Annotated in this window: 14 protein-coding genes; 13 read left to right on the forward strand and 1 reads right to left on the reverse strand. The window is 43.7% G+C overall.

Annotated features, from left to right (window positions below):
- Positions 1 to 19 precede the first annotated feature (19 nt).
- Positions 20 to 1,033: a phosphotransferase gene (locus tag PSV17_RS12960; protein ID WP_300483332.1), complete on the reverse strand. Its 1,014-nt coding sequence runs from the start codon at positions 1,031 to 1,033 to the stop codon at positions 20 to 22.
- A 193-nt stretch (positions 1,034 to 1,226) separates the two neighbouring features.
- On the opposite strand from PSV17_RS12960, the gene lptD reads away from it, so the two are divergent.
- From lptD to PSV17_RS13025, 13 genes are all read left to right on the forward strand, one after another.
- On the forward strand, positions 1,227 to 3,701 hold the full coding sequence (gene lptD, locus PSV17_RS12965; RefSeq protein ID WP_300483335.1) for an LPS assembly protein LptD: 2,475 nt from the start codon (positions 1,227 to 1,229) through the stop codon (positions 3,699 to 3,701).
- A gap of 61 nt (positions 3,702 to 3,762) precedes the next feature.
- Positions 3,763 to 5,127: a peptidylprolyl isomerase gene (locus PSV17_RS12970; RefSeq protein ID WP_300483443.1), complete on the forward strand. Its 1,365-nt coding sequence runs from the start codon at positions 3,763 to 3,765 to the stop codon at positions 5,125 to 5,127.
- Positions 5,128 to 5,167: 40 nt separating this feature from the next.
- Entirely contained in the window at positions 5,168 to 6,166 is a 999-nt protein-coding gene (gene pdxA, locus PSV17_RS12975) for a 4-hydroxythreonine-4-phosphate dehydrogenase PdxA (protein WP_300483338.1), read from the forward strand.
- A gap of 8 nt (positions 6,167 to 6,174) precedes the next feature.
- Positions 6,175 to 6,960, forward strand: a complete 786-nt coding sequence (rsmA, locus tag PSV17_RS12980; RefSeq protein ID WP_300483339.1) for a 16S rRNA (adenine(1518)-N(6)/adenine(1519)-N(6))-dimethyltransferase RsmA — start codon at positions 6,175 to 6,177, stop codon at positions 6,958 to 6,960.
- Positions 6,961 to 7,116: 156 nt separating this feature from the next.
- Positions 7,117 to 7,770 (forward strand): adenylate kinase, encoded by a 654-nt coding sequence (gene adk / locus PSV17_RS12985; RefSeq protein WP_300483340.1) that lies wholly within the window; start codon positions 7,117 to 7,119, stop codon positions 7,768 to 7,770.
- Between the two features lie 216 nt (positions 7,771 to 7,986).
- Complete coding sequence (locus PSV17_RS12990) at positions 7,987 to 8,385, forward strand: hypothetical protein (protein ID WP_300483342.1); 399 nt, start codon at positions 7,987 to 7,989, stop codon at positions 8,383 to 8,385.
- 573 nt (positions 8,386 to 8,958) lie between these two features.
- Positions 8,959 to 11,400 (forward strand): leucine--tRNA ligase, encoded by a 2,442-nt coding sequence (gene leuS / locus PSV17_RS12995; protein WP_300483344.1) that lies wholly within the window; start codon positions 8,959 to 8,961, stop codon positions 11,398 to 11,400.
- Positions 11,401 to 11,403: 3 nt separating this feature from the next.
- On the forward strand, positions 11,404 to 11,904 hold the full coding sequence (lptE, locus tag PSV17_RS13000) for an LPS assembly lipoprotein LptE (protein WP_300483346.1): 501 nt from the start codon (positions 11,404 to 11,406) through the stop codon (positions 11,902 to 11,904).
- 6 nt (positions 11,905 to 11,910) lie between these two features.
- On the forward strand, positions 11,911 to 12,924 hold the full coding sequence (gene holA, locus PSV17_RS13005) for a DNA polymerase III subunit delta (protein WP_300483349.1): 1,014 nt from the start codon (positions 11,911 to 11,913) through the stop codon (positions 12,922 to 12,924).
- 32 nt (positions 12,925 to 12,956) lie between these two features.
- Entirely contained in the window at positions 12,957 to 14,213 is a 1,257-nt protein-coding gene (locus PSV17_RS13010) for a glutamate-5-semialdehyde dehydrogenase (RefSeq protein WP_300483352.1), read from the forward strand.
- Between the two features lie 15 nt (positions 14,214 to 14,228).
- Entirely contained in the window at positions 14,229 to 14,882 is a 654-nt protein-coding gene (gene nadD / locus PSV17_RS13015) for a nicotinate-nucleotide adenylyltransferase (RefSeq protein ID WP_300483355.1), read from the forward strand.
- Positions 14,883 to 14,983: 101 nt separating this feature from the next.
- Positions 14,984 to 16,558, forward strand: coding sequence for a M48 family metalloprotease (locus PSV17_RS13020; protein ID WP_300483358.1), 1,575 nt, complete (start codon positions 14,984 to 14,986; stop codon positions 16,556 to 16,558).
- A 426-nt stretch (positions 16,559 to 16,984) separates the two neighbouring features.
- On the forward strand, positions 16,985 to 19,051 hold the full coding sequence (locus PSV17_RS13025) for a diguanylate cyclase (RefSeq protein WP_300483360.1): 2,067 nt from the start codon (positions 16,985 to 16,987) through the stop codon (positions 19,049 to 19,051).
- The last annotated feature ends 33 nt before the right edge of the window (positions 19,052 to 19,084 follow it).

The following is a 19,084-nucleotide window of genomic DNA, read 5'->3' on the forward strand; positions in this document are numbered from 1 at the left end:
CTTATTTTTCCCGCAAAAGTTAAACCACGTATTTTGGACGCGGCACTCGTCCTTCAAGCGCATCTAACAGTCTCAACATTGGGCGCAACTCAACATAACGCTCGCAGACTTTGCGCAAATAATGCATGACCAATGGCATGTCTTTTAGGTAGCCATCTTTGCCGTCGCGATGGTAAAGCCTTGCAAATATGCCCAGCACTTTAATGTGACGTTGCGCGCCCATCCATTCAAAGTCACGATAGAACTCGCTAAAGTCATTGGCGACAGGCAGACCCGCTTTTTTGGCAGGCTCCCAATAGCGCACCGCCATATCGATAATCTGCTCTTCATCCCACTGAATATAAGCATCTTTAAGCAAAGAAACTAAATCGTAAGTAATGGCGCCATGTACCGCATCTTGGAAATCTAATATGCCAGGCGTATTTTCATGCGTCACCATCAGGTTGCGCGAGTGATAATCGCGATGCACGGTGACTTGCCCTTGCGACAAGATATTTCTATTTAACGCCGCAAAGGTTTGTTGTAACCAACCTTGCTGCTCGGCATTGAGCGTTTGACCTAAGTGTTTATTCACATACCAATCAGGGAATAATTGCATCTCACGCGTTAACAGAGCTTCATCATAAGCAGGTAAATCATGGCTTTTGCTCGCCAATTGCAATTTGATGAGTGCATTCGTGGCATCACCGTAGAGCATCTGCGCAGTTTCATTATTCAAATGCTGCAAATAAGTGTCATTGCCTAGGTCGCTGAGTAATAAAAAACCATTGGCTAAATCTTGCGCTATCACTTTAGGTACATTCAAGCCTGCATCTAGAAACAGCTTAGCCACTTTTACAAATGGTGTGCAATCTTCCTGTGGCGTTGGTGCATCCATCGCGATTAAGGTTTTATTTCCTAAATATGCGTTGGCTAAATTTACTCTAAAATAACGCCTGAAGCTTGCATCTGCAGATGCAGGTGTGAGTTTGAAGTTTGCATCGGGTAAAGTCTTGCTTAACCAAGCATTGAGTTGTTGTTGTCTATCATCCACAGCTATCTATCCAATGTTATATAATGTTGCTTTATTGCGTTTTGCTCTTTAAAAGTACAAGGTATTTAAATTGCTAAAACGATTTATTGATTGCCAAAAACTCTAATTTATGAGATTTTATCACTGATAAAATAAAACCGTCTGCCTATATACTCGTGCCTTACATTCCAATCGTCATCAATATGTTAACTTCATGCTAAAAAGCCGTTTCTTAAGTGGCTTAACAGCAGCCTTATTACTATGCAGCTTACGCTCACATGCCGAAAGTGAAGTCGTTCCTGTTGAATCTGCAACTATCGGAGACTCCCTAGGTGTTACTGACACCACTGGCGAAGCGAATACTAATACTGTAGAAGCAGATGCCGACGCACTCGTTATAGAAGGCGACAAACTAGAATTGCACCTTGATAGAGAGATGCGAGCGATTGGTAACGCCAAAATCACCCGTGGTAAGCAAAACATCACTGGCGATTTAATCCACTATAACGTCCAAAATGACGAATTGCATGTCACGGGGAATACCAGCATTAATGTCGGCGATGCCCAACTGACGGGGCCAGAGCTACAAATGCATTTATCTGACAACATTGGCGAAATTAAAGATGCGTCAATAAGCTTGATTAAAGACGGTGGAAAAGTAAATCCTAATAACATCCAAGAAAATGTTAAAAGCTCTGAAAAGTTCTCGAAAAGCTTAGGCAACTTGCAAAGTCAACAAATTGGCGGTGCAAGCTCATACTCAGTAGCAACCGAAGTGTCTGAAGGCAATCAGACGCAAGGGCGGGCGGGGGTTGATTCAGATGAAAACGACTCATCTCAATCATCCAATGCTCGGGGCGATGCAAAGGCCATTATTTTTGAAGGCCAAGATAGAAAAACCTTAAAAAACGCACGTTATACCACTTGCGAAGTGGGTGTGGATGACTGGTACATTAAAGCCAAAGAGATAAAATTAAATGATTATAGTGAGTCGGGTGTCGCTAAGAATGCTTATATTGAATTTAAAGGGGTGCCTTTCCTTTACACGCCTTGGATTAGCTTCTCATACAACAATCAACGTAAAAGTGGATTGCTAGCGCCAACCTACGGCACAACAACCAAGAGCGGTTTGGAGTTAACAGTTCCGTTTTATTGGAATATTTCACCTAATATGGATGCAACATTTGCGACTAGAGCTTTAAGTAAGCGTGGCGTGCAATTACAAGGTGAGTTTAGATATTTAGAGGATACTTTCTCTGGTATTGATCAACTTGAATACCTGCCAAGTGATGATCAAACTGGAAGAAATCGTTATTACACCAATCTAAAACATCAACAAACTTTCGGTAAAGGTTGGTCTGCAGGCTTTAGTCTTGAGAAAGTATCTGACGACGAGTACTTTTCTGATTTATCAACAAAAATCGTAACAACGAGCCGCATTAATTTACCGCAACAATTTAATGTAGATTACGCTGACGACATTTGGAATTTTAATGGCATTGCGCAAAAATTTCAGACTTTAGATAACATTTCATATCCATACGAACGTTTGCCACAAATGACATTGAAAGGCAATAAAGACTATGGGGACTTAAATGCAAACTTATATACTCAGTTAGTCGCATTTGATACAAATAAAAGCGCACCCACCAAAGTCACAGGAACACGTTTTACAGTATACCCAAGCATCAGCCTGCCAATGAATAAAACCTATGGCTACCTAACGCCAAAAATCGGGATCCATCATACTAGTTATAGCCTGAAAAACGACCCGAACAACAACAGCTCACATGACCGTACTTTACCGATTGCAAGCCTAGATGGCGGCTTATTTTTTGATCGCGACTTCAAAATTGCAAGCCGTCACTATACGCAAACTATAGAACCTAGAATGTATTACGTTTACATTCCAAAAGCCAAGCAGTCGGATATTCCTATTTTTGACAGCACTCTGACAGACTTGAATTTTAGCTCTCTATTTAGGGATAACCAATATACGGGGAATGACCGTATTAATAATGCGAATCAGCTGAGCTTGGCATTAACATCCCGTTTGATTGAGTCTGAAACTGGCATACAGCGCTTATCAGCTTCTATCGGTCAGCGTTATTACTTCACAGATCAAACAGTATCTCTTCCAGGCGAGACTTTACGAGAAAGCAATAGCTCCGACATTGTTGCTGGGCTTAGTTCGTACCTTAAAACCAGTTGGAATATCGATGCATTTTGGCAATACAACACCGACGACGCAAAGGCTGTGCGCACAACTATCTCTAGCCACTACGCTCCTGAGCCAGGCAAAGCGCTTAACTTAAGCTATAGTTATAGACGCGATACCCCAGGTGCAGTCACTAATACAGGTTTAGATCAGTTTGACGTATCAGGCCAGTGGCCGTTGGGTAAAGGCTGGTATGGCGTTGCCCGCATGAATTACTCCATGCGCGAAAGCAGTATCATCGAAACACTCGCGGGCTTAGAGTATGATGCAGGCTGCTGGCAAACCAGAACGGTTATTCAACGCGTAAGCACGGCAACGGCTAACGCCAACTATGCGTTCTTCGTTCAACTTGAACTCGGCGGATTAGCCTCAATTGGTTCTAACCCCTTATCGGTCATCAAACGTAACATTCCAGGCTATGTGAATACAGGCTTAATTCCTGATACCTACCAACAACCTTATTACGAGTAACTATTTTGTGCACCTTGATCAAAAATACAGTAATAAAAAATACAATGATGAAAATACAGTGATGAAAACTACAGCGATGAAAAACAGAGTAATTAAACATTTAGCGATTAAACATTCGGCCGTTAAAAGTGCCATTCAATTTGTGATGCTTGCTAGCGTTTTTTTTATGGCCAATCAATTCAATGCGCAAGCAGCAGATATTGTTAAGTTAGATCGCATTGTTGCCATCGTCGACCAAACGGTGATTACTGAGCAAGAGCTGGAAAGCCGCATCGCCACTGTCACAGCACAATTTAAAAAACAAGGCACCGAGTTACCAGATGAAAATGTCTTACGCAAGCAAATACTAGAACGCTTAATTACAGATACGCTGCAAATTCAATATGCGGCGCAAATCGGACTTAAAGTTGATGACAACCAATTGGACAAAACAATTGAAAGAATTGCGGACCAAAATAAGTTAACACTGACTGAGTTTAGCGAGGCGTTAGCTAAAGATGGGGTCAGCATGCGGAAATTTAGATCTGACATACGCAGTGAAATAACCATTGCACGATTACGTGACCGTGAAGTCGATGGTCGTGTGAATATAAGCGAATCTGAGATTGACAACTATTTAACTTCACAAGCCTCACTTAACGAAAATACTGATGAATTTGAAATCTCGCACATTTTAATTCGCACGCCTGAAGAAGGCGCTACAGAGGAAATTCAAAAAGCGAAAGCAAAAGTTGATGATGCCGTAAGCCAACTAACTTCTGGCGTCAGTTTTGCTAAAGTGTCCGCCAGCTTTTCTGATGCGCCAAACGCTTTAGAAGGCGGTAACTTAGGCTGGAAAAAAGGTTCTCAATTGCCAGCATTGTTCTTAGATGCTCTAAAAAATATGCAGGCAGGCGAGATTTCAGCACCGTTACGCAGCCCTAATGGTTTTCACTTGCTCAGACTAACGAATAAGCGCGGTGGCAACTCTCCACTAGTTATTCAACAAACGCATGCCCGCCATATTCTTATTAAAATTACCGAGGTAATGTCAGACTTAGAAGCTGAAACAAAAATTAATGCCATTAAAGAGCGGTTAGATAATGGTGAGAAATTTGAAGTATTGGCTCGCCAATTTTCTGAAGATTCCACGGCATCAAATGGTGGCGATTTAAACTGGGTTAACCCAGGCGACACGGTACCCCCTTTTGAGAACGCTATGAATGGGCTAAAAGATGGACAAATCAGCGCACCAGTGCGTAGCCAGTTTGGTTGGCATATTATTGAAGTAATGGAACGTCGCTCACAAGACATGAGTAAAGAATCTGCCCGTTTAAAAGCACGTCAAGAAATTCGTGCACGAAAAGCAGATGAAGCTTATCAAGACTGGATTCGTGAGTTGCGCGACCGCGCTTTCGTTGAGCTTAGACTTGAAGATAAGTTTTAGGTCACCCTAATTTACACGTACATTTTTCCGCTTAGTTAACGTGACAAAACCACTTCCACGCATTGCCATCACTGCTGGCGAACCTGCTGGCATTGGCCCAGACCTTTGCGTATTGCTAGCACATCAGCCACTTAACGCCGAAGTGGTCATGATTGCGGATGCCAATATGCTACAAGAACGTACTAAAACACTTAATGTAGATATTAAAATCCAAGCCTATTCTGTTGACTCGCACACAGCACATCTCGGCAACGGCACTATTACTGTGTTACATCAAGCTATGAACCAGCCTGCAGTGGCAGGTCAATTAGATGCACGCAATAGCCAATATGTATTACAAACGCTAAAAACTGCAGCGCTTGGATGCGTAAACCAAGAATTTGATGCCATGGTCACGGCACCCGTGCACAAAGGCATTATCAACGATGCTGGCATTGCATTTAGCGGTCATACTGAGTTTTTAGCTGAGTTAACCAATACGCCACAAGTCGTGATGATGCTAGTAGGTAGCGGCTTACGCGTTGCTCTTGCCACTACGCATTTGGCGCTAAAAGATGTACCAGCCGCCATCACCAAAAGTAGCTTAGAAACCACTATTCGCATTTTGCATCATGATTTAGTTCATAAGTTTGGCTTAAGCAACCCACGCATTTTGGTGGCAGGTTTAAATCCGCACGCAGGTGAGGATGGCTATTTGGGTCGTGAAGAAATCGATATAATTAACCCAGTGCTAGAGAAATTACGCACTGAAGGCATGCAGCTAATAGGTGCACTTCCAGCAGACACCCTATTCGCAAAACACCATCTCAGCAAAGCCGATGCCGTACTTGCCATGTACCACGACCAAGGCTTACCAGTGCTCAAGCACGCCAGCTTTGGCGAAGGCGTAAATGTAACGCTAGGCTTGCCGATTATCCGCACCTCGGTTGACCACGGCACAGCTCTCGATTTAGCGGGAACAGGCAATATCGAAATTGGCAGCATGCTAGCCGCCATTGAGTTAGCGATTACGCTGGCGAATAACAAATCAAGAAGCTAATTAAATCCATGAAACACATTGCAAAAAAGCGCTTCGGCCAAAACTTCCTCACTGACCAAGGCGTTATTTCTAGCTTAGTAGAAGCCATTTCACCCAAAGCGGATGACTTGATGGTGGAGATTGGCCCAGGCTTAGGCGCGTTAACCAAGCCATTATTGCAAAGATTAAAACTTTTACACGTAGTAGAAGTAGACCGCGACATCATCGCGTGGATGCAAACAGAATACGGCAAACCAACCTACGCCAACAACGCCATTAACATTCACAATGCCGATGCGCTCAAGTTTGACTTCACCAGCTTAGGTAAGAATCTGCGCGTCACGGGCAACCTGCCTTATAACATCTCAACGCCCATTCTATTTCACCTGCTTGATAACGTAAGTGCCATTACCGATATGCACTTTATGCTGCAAAAAGAAGTAGTTGAGCGCATGGTAGCATCCCCTTCAACGGCAGCATACGGACGGCTTAGCGTCATGTTGCAGTATCGATTGCAAATGGATTATTTAATCACCGTACCGCCAGAGGCTTTTGAACCGGCACCAAAAGTAGAGTCTGCCTTTGTGCGTTGTGTGCCCCATGCCACATTACCTTTTGTGGCAAAAGATGAAGCCATGTTCGCAAAAGTTGTACTCTCTGCATTTGGGCAACGCCGTAAAACCTTACGCAACACGCTGAAAGAACTATTAAATGACGAAGGTTTTGCTGCCCTCAATATTGACTCACAACAACGTGCAGAAAATTTAGCCGTTTCAGACTTTGTCGCCATTGCAAATTACTTAAGCACCCTGTAGGAGCGACGCCCCGTCGCGAAGGCAATGCTGCAATTCGCGACGGGGCGTAGCTCCTACAATAAAATTTTGACAGCTACCGAATCTTAGCTAGGTTGAGTGCTGTTATAATTTATGAATAAAATTTAAATAAACTTAACCATCTCTCAGGGAGCAATTTTGCGAATTATTCTTTTAGGCGCACCAGGCGCAGGCAAAGGCACACAAGCCACCTTTATCAAACAACACTTTAACATTCCACAAATTTCAACGGGTGACATGCTACGTGCCGCAGTAAAAGCAGGCACGCCATTAGGCTTAGAAGCAAAAAGCTTTATGGATAGCGGCGGCTTAGTGCCAGATGCAGTCATTATCGGCATGGTAAACGAACGCATTAAAGAAGCAGATTGTGCAAACGGCTTTCTATTTGACGGCTTTCCACGCACCATTCCACAAGCAGAAGCGATGAAAAACGCAGGCGTTACGATTGATTACGTAGTAGAAATCGACGTACCAGACAGCGCGATTATGGAACGCATGACAGGTCGTCGCAGCCACCCAGCCAGCGGCCGCACCTACCATGTAAAATTCAACCCTCCAAAAGTGGAAGGCAAAGACGACATCACAGGCGAAGACCTAGTACAACGCGCAGACGAAGCGCCAGACGTAGTGAATAAACGCTTAGTTGAATACCACGATCAAACAGAACCCTTAGTTGAATACTACGGCAGCTGGGCAAAAAGTGGTGCAGTTGGCGCACCGAAGCATGTGAAAATTAATGGTTTGGGTGAACTTGAAACAATTAAAGCTAATATTTTCGCGGCTTTGAAATAAAGCTCGCTTTCTATAAATGGAGTGAAAATAAATTGAGTTTGCACGTTGTGCTATAACTTTTAATTTTGGGAGTAAGCAAAGTCATGAAAACAATAAATATCTCATACTACTTTCTACTAATTTATTTAGTTTATAGTACCTCCAAGCAACGCTAGTGCTACGGAAGTTGGTTTTTCTCCTAATAAAGCATGTTCATTTCTTTCGTCTTTTCAAGGAATGACCCCTGCTGTTAATTACAAGATCCTCCCTTCTGGTGACTTTTACTGTTACTCGCATGACAGCAGTTTTGGCTACTCTCAGCCTAAAAATGGTATGACTTACTTTGCTCGTGGAGATGAAAGACTGGTAAGGAAGTTGAAAATTTATGTTTATGTATTTAACAAAGACAACCCCAAAGAAGTAAAAGATGAACTTTTAAATGCTACTAAGGCACTCTTCAAGTCTGCCTTTAACCAAGAAATGCCTAGAGAGATATCCTTGGGGGTATCAAATGGCAAACCAAATACATGGAAGTTTGAAAGCTACAATATCGAACTTAAAAAAGATTTATGGCATGACAAAAATGGCTATGAATATAACTTTATTGTTCGTGACCCTAGTTTTATTAGGGAATAGCCAAGTAGTGTGGGCAACTTGTTTGCCCACGTATCCCAATTACCTAAATCTGCAACCGCGTGGGCAATAAAGACTTTGCCCACCCTACAAAATCTCGTATTAAGCGCCCAATCCCCTGCTGCCGCGCATGAGGTTTAGCTTATTTTAGGAGGGTTTCGGCAAGCGGCTGTTTGAGCGAATGCGAGTTTCCGATTGGCGTCCCAAATAAGCTAAACCTCAGGAAACAAGCGGTAGGGGGTAGCCTTTCACAACCGACTTAGTGCTTCAGCACTTAGCGAGGTTGGGGATGCCCCTTGCGGGTATTCTTTGGTTTCTTTCTTTTGGCTAAGCAAAAGAAAGAAACTCGTCAGTCGCGCGAAAGCGACAAGCTACCAATACGCTCCATCCAAAAATTCAAAGCCACTAGATTCCGACTTTCGTCGGAATGACCAAAAATGTTAATCAACTTTGTGTAAGCCTCAATAACTGTAAGACATTGCACCGCATGGGAATTCACTTAGGTGCAATGCGTTTCGCTTATTAACCCCCTACAATGTATAATTACGCATCCAAATAAACACTTAAGCTACCCTCATGCAACAACAATACCCCTTCAAAGAAGTCGAACAATCTGCCCAAACTTACTGGGAAGCAAACCAAACCTTCGCCGCTACAGAGCAATCAGATAAACCAAAATACTACTGTTTATCCATGTTCCCTTACCCTAGTGGACGCTTGCACATGGGGCATGTGCGTAATTACACGATTGGCGATGTATTAAGCCGCTTTCATAAAATGAAAGGCTTTAACGTGATGCAACCAATGGGTTGGGACGCGTTTGGCTTGCCTGCTGAAAATGCTGCGATTAAAAATAATACCGCGCCTGCAAAATGGACCTATGAAAATATAGAACACATGAAAACTCAGCTGAAACAGTTGGGTTTAGGTGTGGATTGGAACCGTGAAATCGCCACGTGTAAGCCTGAATACTACAAATGGGAACAATGGTTATTTACTGAGCTTTTCAAAAAAGGGCTTATCTACAAAAAAACTTCAACAGTGAACTGGGATCCTGTTGATGGCACTGTGCTTGCGAATGAGCAAGTGATTGATGGTCGTGGCTGGCGCAGTGGCGCGTTGGTTGAGAAGCGCGATATTCCTCAATATTTCATGAAAATTACGGCTTACGCCGAAGAGTTATTGAACGATCTCGACAAACTAGACGGCTGGCCTGAGCAAGTAAAAACCATGCAGCGCAACTGGATTGGTAAAAGCTTTGGTTGCGAAGTTGAGTTTCCGATTATCGGTCAAGCTGGTAATTTAAAAGTGTACACCACACGCCCAGATACCTTAATGGGTGCAACTTACGTAGCGGTTGCGGCAGAGCACGCACTTGCAACACAAGCTGCGCAAAACAACCCTTCATTGGCTGACTTTATCGCAGAATGTAAACGCGGCAGTGTGGCAGAAGCTGACGTTGCAACTGCGGAGAAAAAAGGTATGGCAACGGGTTTATTTGTCACACATCCATTAAATGGCGAGCAACTGCCTGTTTGGGTGGCTAACTATGTATTAGCGAGCTACGGTGAAGGCGCTGTGATGGCTGTGCCAGCACATGATGAGCGTGATTTTGAGTTTGCAGGTAAATACAACTTACCGATTAAAGCTGTGATTAAAAACACCTACACTGATACATTACCTATGACAGAACATGGCTTGTTATTTGATTCATCTGAGTTTGACGGTTTAGATTTTGACGCTGCCAGTACGGCGATTGCTGCTGCCTTATCTGCAAAAAACCTTGGCAAACGTCGCACTCAATATCGCCTGCGCGACTGGGGTGTTTCACGCCAACGTTACTGGGGCTGCCCTATTCCTATTGTTCATTGCGAAAATTGTGGTGAAGTGCCAGTGCCTGCAGAACAATTGCCAGTGGTATTACCAGAAGATGTAGTGATGGATGGTGTTGGTTCGCCAATCAAAAAAGACCCAAGCTTTTACGAATCCACTTGCCCAACGTGTGGCAGTAAAGCCTCGCGTGAGACTGATACTTTAGATACGTTTTTCGAATCTTCTTGGTATTTTGCGCGTTATGCAAGCTTTGATAGCAAAACAGCCATGGCTGATGAACGTGCGAACTATTGGTTGCCTGTAGACCAATATGTGGGCGGTATTGAACATGCGATTTTGCATTTGCTTTATGCACGCTTCTTTAACAAATTAATGCGTGACATTGGCTTACTTAAGAATGATGAGCCTTTCACAAACTTACTCACACAAGGTATGGTGCTGAAAGAAGGCACAAAAATGAGTAAATCTAAAGGCAACACGGTTGATCCGCAAGAATTGATTGATACTTACGGCGCTGATACTGCACGCTTATTCATGATGTTTGCTGCGCCACCAGAGCAAAGTCTAGAGTGGGCTGACAGCGGTGTGGAAGGCGCAAATCGCTTTTTACGCAGGCTGTGGAAAGCGACTTATGACCATCTTGAATTAGGGCAAATTGCCGCTTATACGATAGGTGATTTATCCGCCGAGCTTAAAGGCATTCGTTTACAATTGCATAGCACCATTGAAAAAGTGGCAGACGATTACGGTCGCCGTCACAGTTTCAACACGGCGATTTCGTCTGTGATGGAAATGATGAATGCTTTGGCGAAACTTGAAGGCACAGACAATGTCACCCGTAGCGTGCGCCAAGAAGTGTTGCAAAATGTCGCGTTATTACTATCGCCTATCGTACCGCATATTTGCCAAGCGATTTGGGCTGAGTTGTGTCCACAAAGTCATATTTTAGAGGCAGGCTGGCCAGTGGCAGATCAATCTGCCATGGTGCAAGATAGCGTAGAATACGTGATTCAGGTGAATGGAAAATTGCGTGGCAGCATTAACGTCGCGAAAACTGAAACGAAAGATGCGCTAGAGAAATTAGCATTGCAACAGCCTTTTGTGCAAAAATTCATTGAAGAAAACATGTCAGTTCGCAAAGTGATTCTCGTGCCAAATAAACTCATTAACGTAGTTGTGGGGTAAGTTATGCAAAACATCGTACGCCGTTTCAGTGTTGTATTTTTATTTGCGTTAGTACTCTCAGCATGTGGGTATCAATTGCGTGGCATGACCGATTTAGCTTTCAAAAAACTTTATATTCAAGGTGCTTCCTTGAGCATTTCAAAAGATTTGAAAAGGTCTTTTACAGCTAATGGCATTCAATTAGTCAACGAAGTGGAAGAAGCTGATCTACTACTTGAGTTATTAAGTGAAACTAATGAAAAGCGGATTCTATCGCTGAGCGGAGCGGGTGTGGTGCGTGAATACGAGCTAAATTATCGCGCTAGTTTTAGAACGCGTGCGCCAACCAGCCCAACTTGGAGTCAACCACAAACCGTGCAAACGCGTCGCAACTATTCATATAACGATAGCGCCTTACTTGGTAAAGCTGAAGAAGAAGCCATGTTAAATGTTGATATGCACAAAGATGCAGTACGCGAAATACTGCGCCGATTAACGGCCGTTAAGCCAGCTGCCGAACAATAGCTTCACATGCAATTAGCATTAGCTCATCTAGAAAAACACCTCACACAAAGCTTAAAGCCGCTTTATATTTTAGTGGGCGATGAGCCGCTTGCGCAGCGTGAAAGCCTAGATGCTATTAGAGCCGCCGCCCGTGCGCAAGGCTATGATGAGCGCACCAGTTTAACGGTTGAGCGCTATTTCAAGTGGGAACAAATTCAATCTTATGGGCAATCTATTTCGCTGTTTGCTAGTCAGCGTTTACTAGAAATCAACATTCCCTCTGGCAAACCAGGCATAGATGGCGGCAAAGCACTACAAGCTTTAGCCAACAAAGCAATTCCCGATACTTGTGTAATAATTATTCTGCCAAAACTAGAGCGTGATGCAGCCAATAGCGCATGGTATAGCGCTCTAGAGAAAAATGCTGTGACTATCACTTTAAACGAAGTGGACGCTGCAAACCTGCCAAAATGGATTGCCAGCAGGCTCGCATTGCAAGGTCAGCACACCAGCCAGCAAACATTAGAATTTTTGGCGCATCAGGTGGAAGGTAATTTGCTAGCAGCAAATCAAGAAGTGCAAAAGTTAGGATTGCTATACCCGCAAGGTGAATTAAGCGATGCGACTGTGCGCGAGGCTGTGCTAAACGTATCGCGCTACGATGCATTTCAATTAGGCGATGCGGTTCTGGCGGGCGATGCGGCAAGAACTGTGCGCATATTGCAAGGCCTACAAGACGAAGGTGAAAATGCTGTTGCGGTGATGAGTCCACTTATGTGGGTCTTACGCCCATTAGTGCGTATCAAGCAAGCTGAAATGCGCGGTGATAATATTAATAACGCCATGACAAGCGCCCGTATTTATGGTGATAAACAAGCTTTAGTGAAACGCGCCTTGGCCAGATTAAACCTGAAGCAACTGGAAGCCGCTTTGCAAAAACTCGCCGATATAGATAAAACCGCCAAAGGTGTAATGCTAGGTGATGCTTGGCTGGAAATTTCACGACTTTGTTTTGGGCTAGCGCGAGTGCGCTCACGTTAGTACATCATCACAATAAAAAAGTATAATCGCTTATGGACATTAAAAATTATATGCAAAATATGGGTGTTGAAGCCCGCAAAGCTTCACGCTTAATGGCGAGTGCCGATACCAATGTTAAAAATCTAGCACTTACGCATATTGCCAAAGCAATTTTGCGTGAAAAAACCGCCCTGCTCGCTGCAAACAAGTTGGATTTAGATGCAGCCCGTGCCACGGGTCTTGATGACGCTATGCTCGATAGGCTGACTATCACCGAGAAATCTATCAACATTATGGTAGAAGGTTTAAACCAAATTGCCAGCTTGGCAGACCCAATTGGCGAAATGACTGACTTTAAATATCGCCCAAGCGGAATTCAAATTGGCAAAATGCGTGTGCCACTTGGTGTGATTGGCATTATTTACGAAGCGCGTCCGAATGTTACGGTGGATGCGGCTGGGCTTTGCATTAAATCTGGCAATGCCGCAATTTTACGTGGTGGCTCTGAAGCCATTCATTGTAACCAAGCTTTGGCAAAACTCGTGCATGAAGGCTTGGCTGCGGCTGGTTTGCCGACTTCTGCCGTGCAAGTGGTTGAAACCACAGACCGCGCCGCAGTCGGTGAGTTAATTACCATGAAGCAATATGTAGACGTGATTGTGCCACGTGGTGGCAAAAGTCTGATTGAGCGTATTTCTAACGATGCTCGTATCCCAGTCATTAAACATTTAGATGGCAATTGCCATGTTTACGTAGATGATGATGCCGATTTTGAGAAGGCACTACGTATCCTTGAAAACAGCAAAACCCAGCGTTTAGGCACTTGTAACACGGCCGAATCATTATTAGTAGCGCGTTCTGTGGCTAAGGAAATGTTGCCAAAACTGGCTGATATGTTAATTTCACACGGTGTTGAAATTCGTGGTTGTGCAGAAACATTAGCGCTTGTTAAAAATGCAAAAGCAGCTACAGAAGAAGATTATTACACTGAATATTTAGCGGCCATTATCTCTTGCAAAGTGGTTAATGGTTTAGATGAAGCGATTGCACACATCAACCAGCATTCAAGCCAACATACCGAAGTGATTGTGACGGAAAACTACACTAAAGCGCGTAGATTCCTACGTGAAGTCGATTCTAGCAGCGTGATGGTGAACGCATCTACTCGCTTTGCAGATGGCTTTGAATATGGCTTGGGCGCTGAAATTGGCATATCTACAGACAAGCTACATGCACGTGGCCCTGTTGGTTTAGATGGCTTAACCTCGCTTAAATATGTTGTGTTAGGCGACGGTCACGTAAGAGCTTAAAGGTCGAAAAAAAAAGTGCAAACAATTGGCTTGCTGGGCGGCACGTTTAACCCCATTCATTTCGGTCATTTGCGTATAGCGCAAGAATTGGCAGAATCATTGAGTCTGAACACCGTAAAACTCATCCCATCTGCCAACCCCCCTCACAAACCACTACCGCTAGTTTCTGCCGAACACCGCGCCGCCATGGTGCAAATAGCCATTGCTGATAACCCACAATTTCATTTTGATGGTCGAGAGTTAAATAGAGTTGGCGCTTCCTATACGGTAGACACTTTAGAGAGTTTGCGCAGCGAACTTGGTAATGACATAAGCCTGATACTAATCATGGGTAGCGATGCTTTTACTAAGTTTAATACATGGCATCGCTGGCAAGAGATTATTACACTGTGCCACATTGCCTTGGTGCAGAGACCTGCGTCACCAAATAAAGATATTTTAAACAAAGAGTTAGAAATTTTCTTGCATAATCATTACACTGAAAATGTGGACGATTTGCATGAAACAAGCGCTGGATTAGTCACCATGCAAGCTATTACCCCGCTAGAAATATCTTCTACCGCGATCCGGCAAGCTTTAAAACTCAAGCATTCTGCGCGTTATTTAATGCCAGAAAACGTGTTGAGTTATATTCTGTCTAAGCAACTATATAGCACGGTTTCAGCTTAATCAAACTTAACCTACCGCCTAGCCGAAGCTATTAACGCTCTGACATTTCTGCGCTATGCTTGTAATAGTGTTAAATGCAATTACTTCAAGGAGATACATTCATGTTGAAACAGCCACGCACTAAAAGTTTAAGGTTAATGTTTGTGGCCGCAATCAGCTTGCTCGTTACAGCTTGCGGCACTAACCCAGTGACGCATAAAAAAGAGTTTCAGCTAGTTTCAGAGTCGCAAGAAATCTCAATGGGCTCCCAAAACTACGGCCCTGCAAGACAATCTCAGGGCGGCGATTACATTATCGATCCTGAATTGACCGCTTATGTCCAAAGCGTTGGCAAAAAACTCGCCGCAGTTTCTGACAGAAAACTCCCTTATGAATTCACCGTGTTGAATGATTCCGTACCCAATGCTTGGGCAATGCCTGGGGGCAAAATCGCTTTTAATCGCGGCCTGCTTTATGAGTTAAATAGCGAGGCCGAACTCGCCGCTGTAATGGGGCATGAAATGGTACATGCCGCGGCACGTCATGGTGCAAAAAACATGGAACGTGGCATTTTCATGCAAGGTGCGATGATTGCTGTTGGTATAGGCACGCAAAATACTGATTACGCAAATTTGATTGTAGGTGGCGCACAAGTTGGCGCGCAACTTGCCACGAGTAAGTATGGGCGCGATGCCGAAAGCGAGGCAGATTTATACGGCATGCAGTATATGAAAAAAGCGGGCTATGACCCTACCGCAGCGGTTACATTGCAAGAAACGTTTGTGCGATTAAGCGCTGACCGTAAAAGTAACTTTATTGAAGGTTTATTTGCCAGCCATCCACCCTCTATGATTCGTGTAAATGACAACAAAGCAACGCTAGCCAAAGTTGGTGCCGGTGGTGAATGGGGTAGAGAAATCTACGCGCAAAAAGTAAGAAAGTTAAAATCAACACAAGCGGCTTATAAAGCTTATGATGATGGCGTAAAAGCGCTAGCTGCAAAAGACACAGCAAAGGCAACAACACTGGCTAAACAAGCCATTGCAGGCGAGCCTCGTGAAGCACGGTTTCAAGAGTTACTAGGCGATATTGCCTTAACCCAAAAGAAACCAGCCGAGGCGTTAACTTACTACAACAAAGCCATTCAAATGCAACCCGATTACTTTAAACCGCACGTCCAAGGCGGCATTGCTTTGTTCGACTTAGGACGTAAATCCGAGGCGGAACAATATCTTGCTAAGAGCAATACTTTACTACCCACAGCGCCTAGCCACTTTCTGTTAGGTAAAATAGCCGAAGAGCGCGGCGATATGCAAAGCGCCCTTAAAAACTATGCAGTTGCCGCAGACTCAAACTCTGAAATCGGCAAAAAATCCAGCGCAGAATACGTACGTTTGGATTTACCTCAGCACCCTGCAAAATATCTACAAGCAGCGCCGCAAGCAGATAACCTTGGTAATTTATTCGCAGTAGTCGCCAACCCTACGCCAATAGCCGTTAACCGCGTGCAAGTGAGAGTGATTCAATATGATGCAAAAACTGGCCGCGCAGTTGCCCAAAGTCAGCCTATGTTGATTAGTGGTGGCATTGCACCAAATAAACGTGGGCAAGTAGCGGTGAATGGCGTTCGGGTTAAAACTCAGCAAGAATTACAGCTGTATAAAGTAGTGGTGGAAGCGGCAGAACTCGCCCAATAATTAAATGCAAAGTAGCGTGGGCAACTCGTTTCGCGCTTTAATACTTCCGATACTCCAACATTCACATGGGCAGAAATATGCCCACACTACCAGACTACTTAATACACTTTACATAGCTGGTATAAATCCCAGTCTTACATACACACAGGCAATGAATATGTCAGCCATGCCAGGTTCTGTAATTCAGTTAAAACATTGACCTAGAATTTAGCGCCTTTGACGTGTGAGTAATGCACATTAATGCATATATTCAACGGGTAATTCTAATCCCCGATGAGTTAGTGTTATTTTAGGCAGGTCATGTGTATACCATAGTCTATAGTGTGCCGAGATCAAACATTATAAAATTAAAGGTTCGATTTATATGGCTGCTGAAACCATATAAAAATCTTAATCAATTAATACTGTGACCTTATGTACACGTCAATGTCGCTAAATGAAATCTGTTCAAGTAACCCGATCAGCGTATCTCAAGATACGATGTTATCGGATGTACTTGAGGTCATGGCTAACATGACTATTAGCTCTGTAGTGGTGGTTGAAGGTAGGCGCCCCGTTGGCATATTTACTGAAAGAGATGCACTACGCATTATTCCTGAACTACTTGACCCTAGCGTGACCAAGGTTGGCAGTCTGATGAGTGGCAATCCTGTTGTTGCTCCCAAGCATCTTGATTTATTTGAGGCCTATCACATCTGTGCCCAAAAGAATATTCGTCATCTTATTGTTGTGAATGATGAGGGGGATTTGCATGGCATAGCCTCTGACACAGACTTTATGAAAGTGCTAGGGCTGGATGTATTCTCTGGTCAGGAGAAAGTCGAAAATGTCATGAGCACTGATGCAAGTTCACTCTCAGTGCATGCCTCGCTTAATGATGCCATTGTCCTGATGGTTAAATCTAATGCTCGCGCAGTTGTCATCACAGATGCAGGCAAACCAGTCGGTATTATCACTGAGCGAGATTTAGTTCGCTTAGGTCGAAATCATGTAGCTAGCAATACGTTATTGGCTGATGTGATGTCTAACGTAGTGGTCACGGTGCAACGTAGTCGCTCTACCTATTTTGCGATTGAACTTATGCGGCAACATCAAATTCGCACACTGGCCGTAGTGGATGAAGATGGGGTGTTTCAGGGGCTTCTCACTGAGCATGATGTGGTTAAGAAAATTGAAAATCGCTATGTAAGTATATTAAATACAATCATTAAAAGACAAGCACATGATATTGAGCGGATTCGCCAAGAGTTGGATGAAAAACATGTGCTATCTGCGGTATTGCATGAGTCTTTAGGGGTCTGTCTGATTATTGCAGACCCAGCGAATAATGTGCGCTATTTGAATCCAGCGGCCTCTGCATTATTTGGCTTGACGCATGAAAGCATTGTTGGTGAGCATCTTGAGTTGCTGTTCGATAAAATTGGTATGGCGACAGAAGAGTTGCGTGTTGCTTTAGATAAAGCAAAACATGGCACCATTTATGAATTCGACATTACACATCAAATAAGAAACGACATCGTTCACCTGCATGTGCGTATTGCGCCTATTCAAGATCAAAATAATCATTTACTCGGCTTTGTACAAACCATACAGGATGAGACTGAAAAAAAGCTCTCAGAACGTAAGCTAAAACAGGCCGCCTCAATTTTTGAAAATACGATTGAAGGCACTATCATTACCGATGCGGATGTTAACATTTTGTCAGTCAACCCTGCATTTACTAGAATTACTGGGTATGAGGAAGAGGAAGTTCGCGGTAAAAATCCAAATATACTCAGCTCGGGTAGGCAAGATAACGCTTTCTTCAAACGGTTATGGGAATCCCTACAGACGAGTGGCTATTGGCAAGGAGAGTTGTGGAATCGGCGTAAAAGTGGCGAGACCTATGCTGAGTGGCTAACGATAAGTGTTATTCTCGACGCGGATGACAAAGTGAAAAACTATATTGCAGTTTTTGCCGATATTACCTCATCCAAAATAGCGCATGACGAGTTCGAGTTTTTAGCGCATCATGACCCACTGACCAAGTTGCCAAATCGCTTGTTATTTAATGCTAGATTGTCACACTCCCTCTCTCGAATTAAACGTACTGGTGATAATGTGGCATTGTTAATGATTGACTTGGATGGATTCAAATTCATTAATGATCAGTTTGGTCATCAGGCAGGAGACCGCGTGCTAGAAGTAGTCGCGGAGCGCTTGCTTGCTAATACCCGCAGTGAAGATACCGTTGCCCGTTTAGGAGGTGATGAGTTTGTCGTGGTGCTAGAAGATATTATGGAAATTACAGGTGCTACGGATATTGCACATAAGTTGATTCAAGAAATATCTCAACCTATTGTGATGGGCGTCAATAAAATGACCGTGACAGCAAGTGTTGGAATTGCACTTTCATCCATGATTGGTGATAACCCAAAACTATTGATCAGCAGTGCGGATGACGCCTTATATCGAGCTAAGGACGCGGGTAAAAATAAGTTTATATGCGCCTAATTGTCACCAAACAGCCTTAAATTATTGGAAGTA

The organism is Methylotenera sp., from assembly GCF_029946165.1.
In the GTDB taxonomy this organism is placed as follows: Bacteria; Pseudomonadota; Gammaproteobacteria; order Burkholderiales; family Methylophilaceae; genus Methylotenera.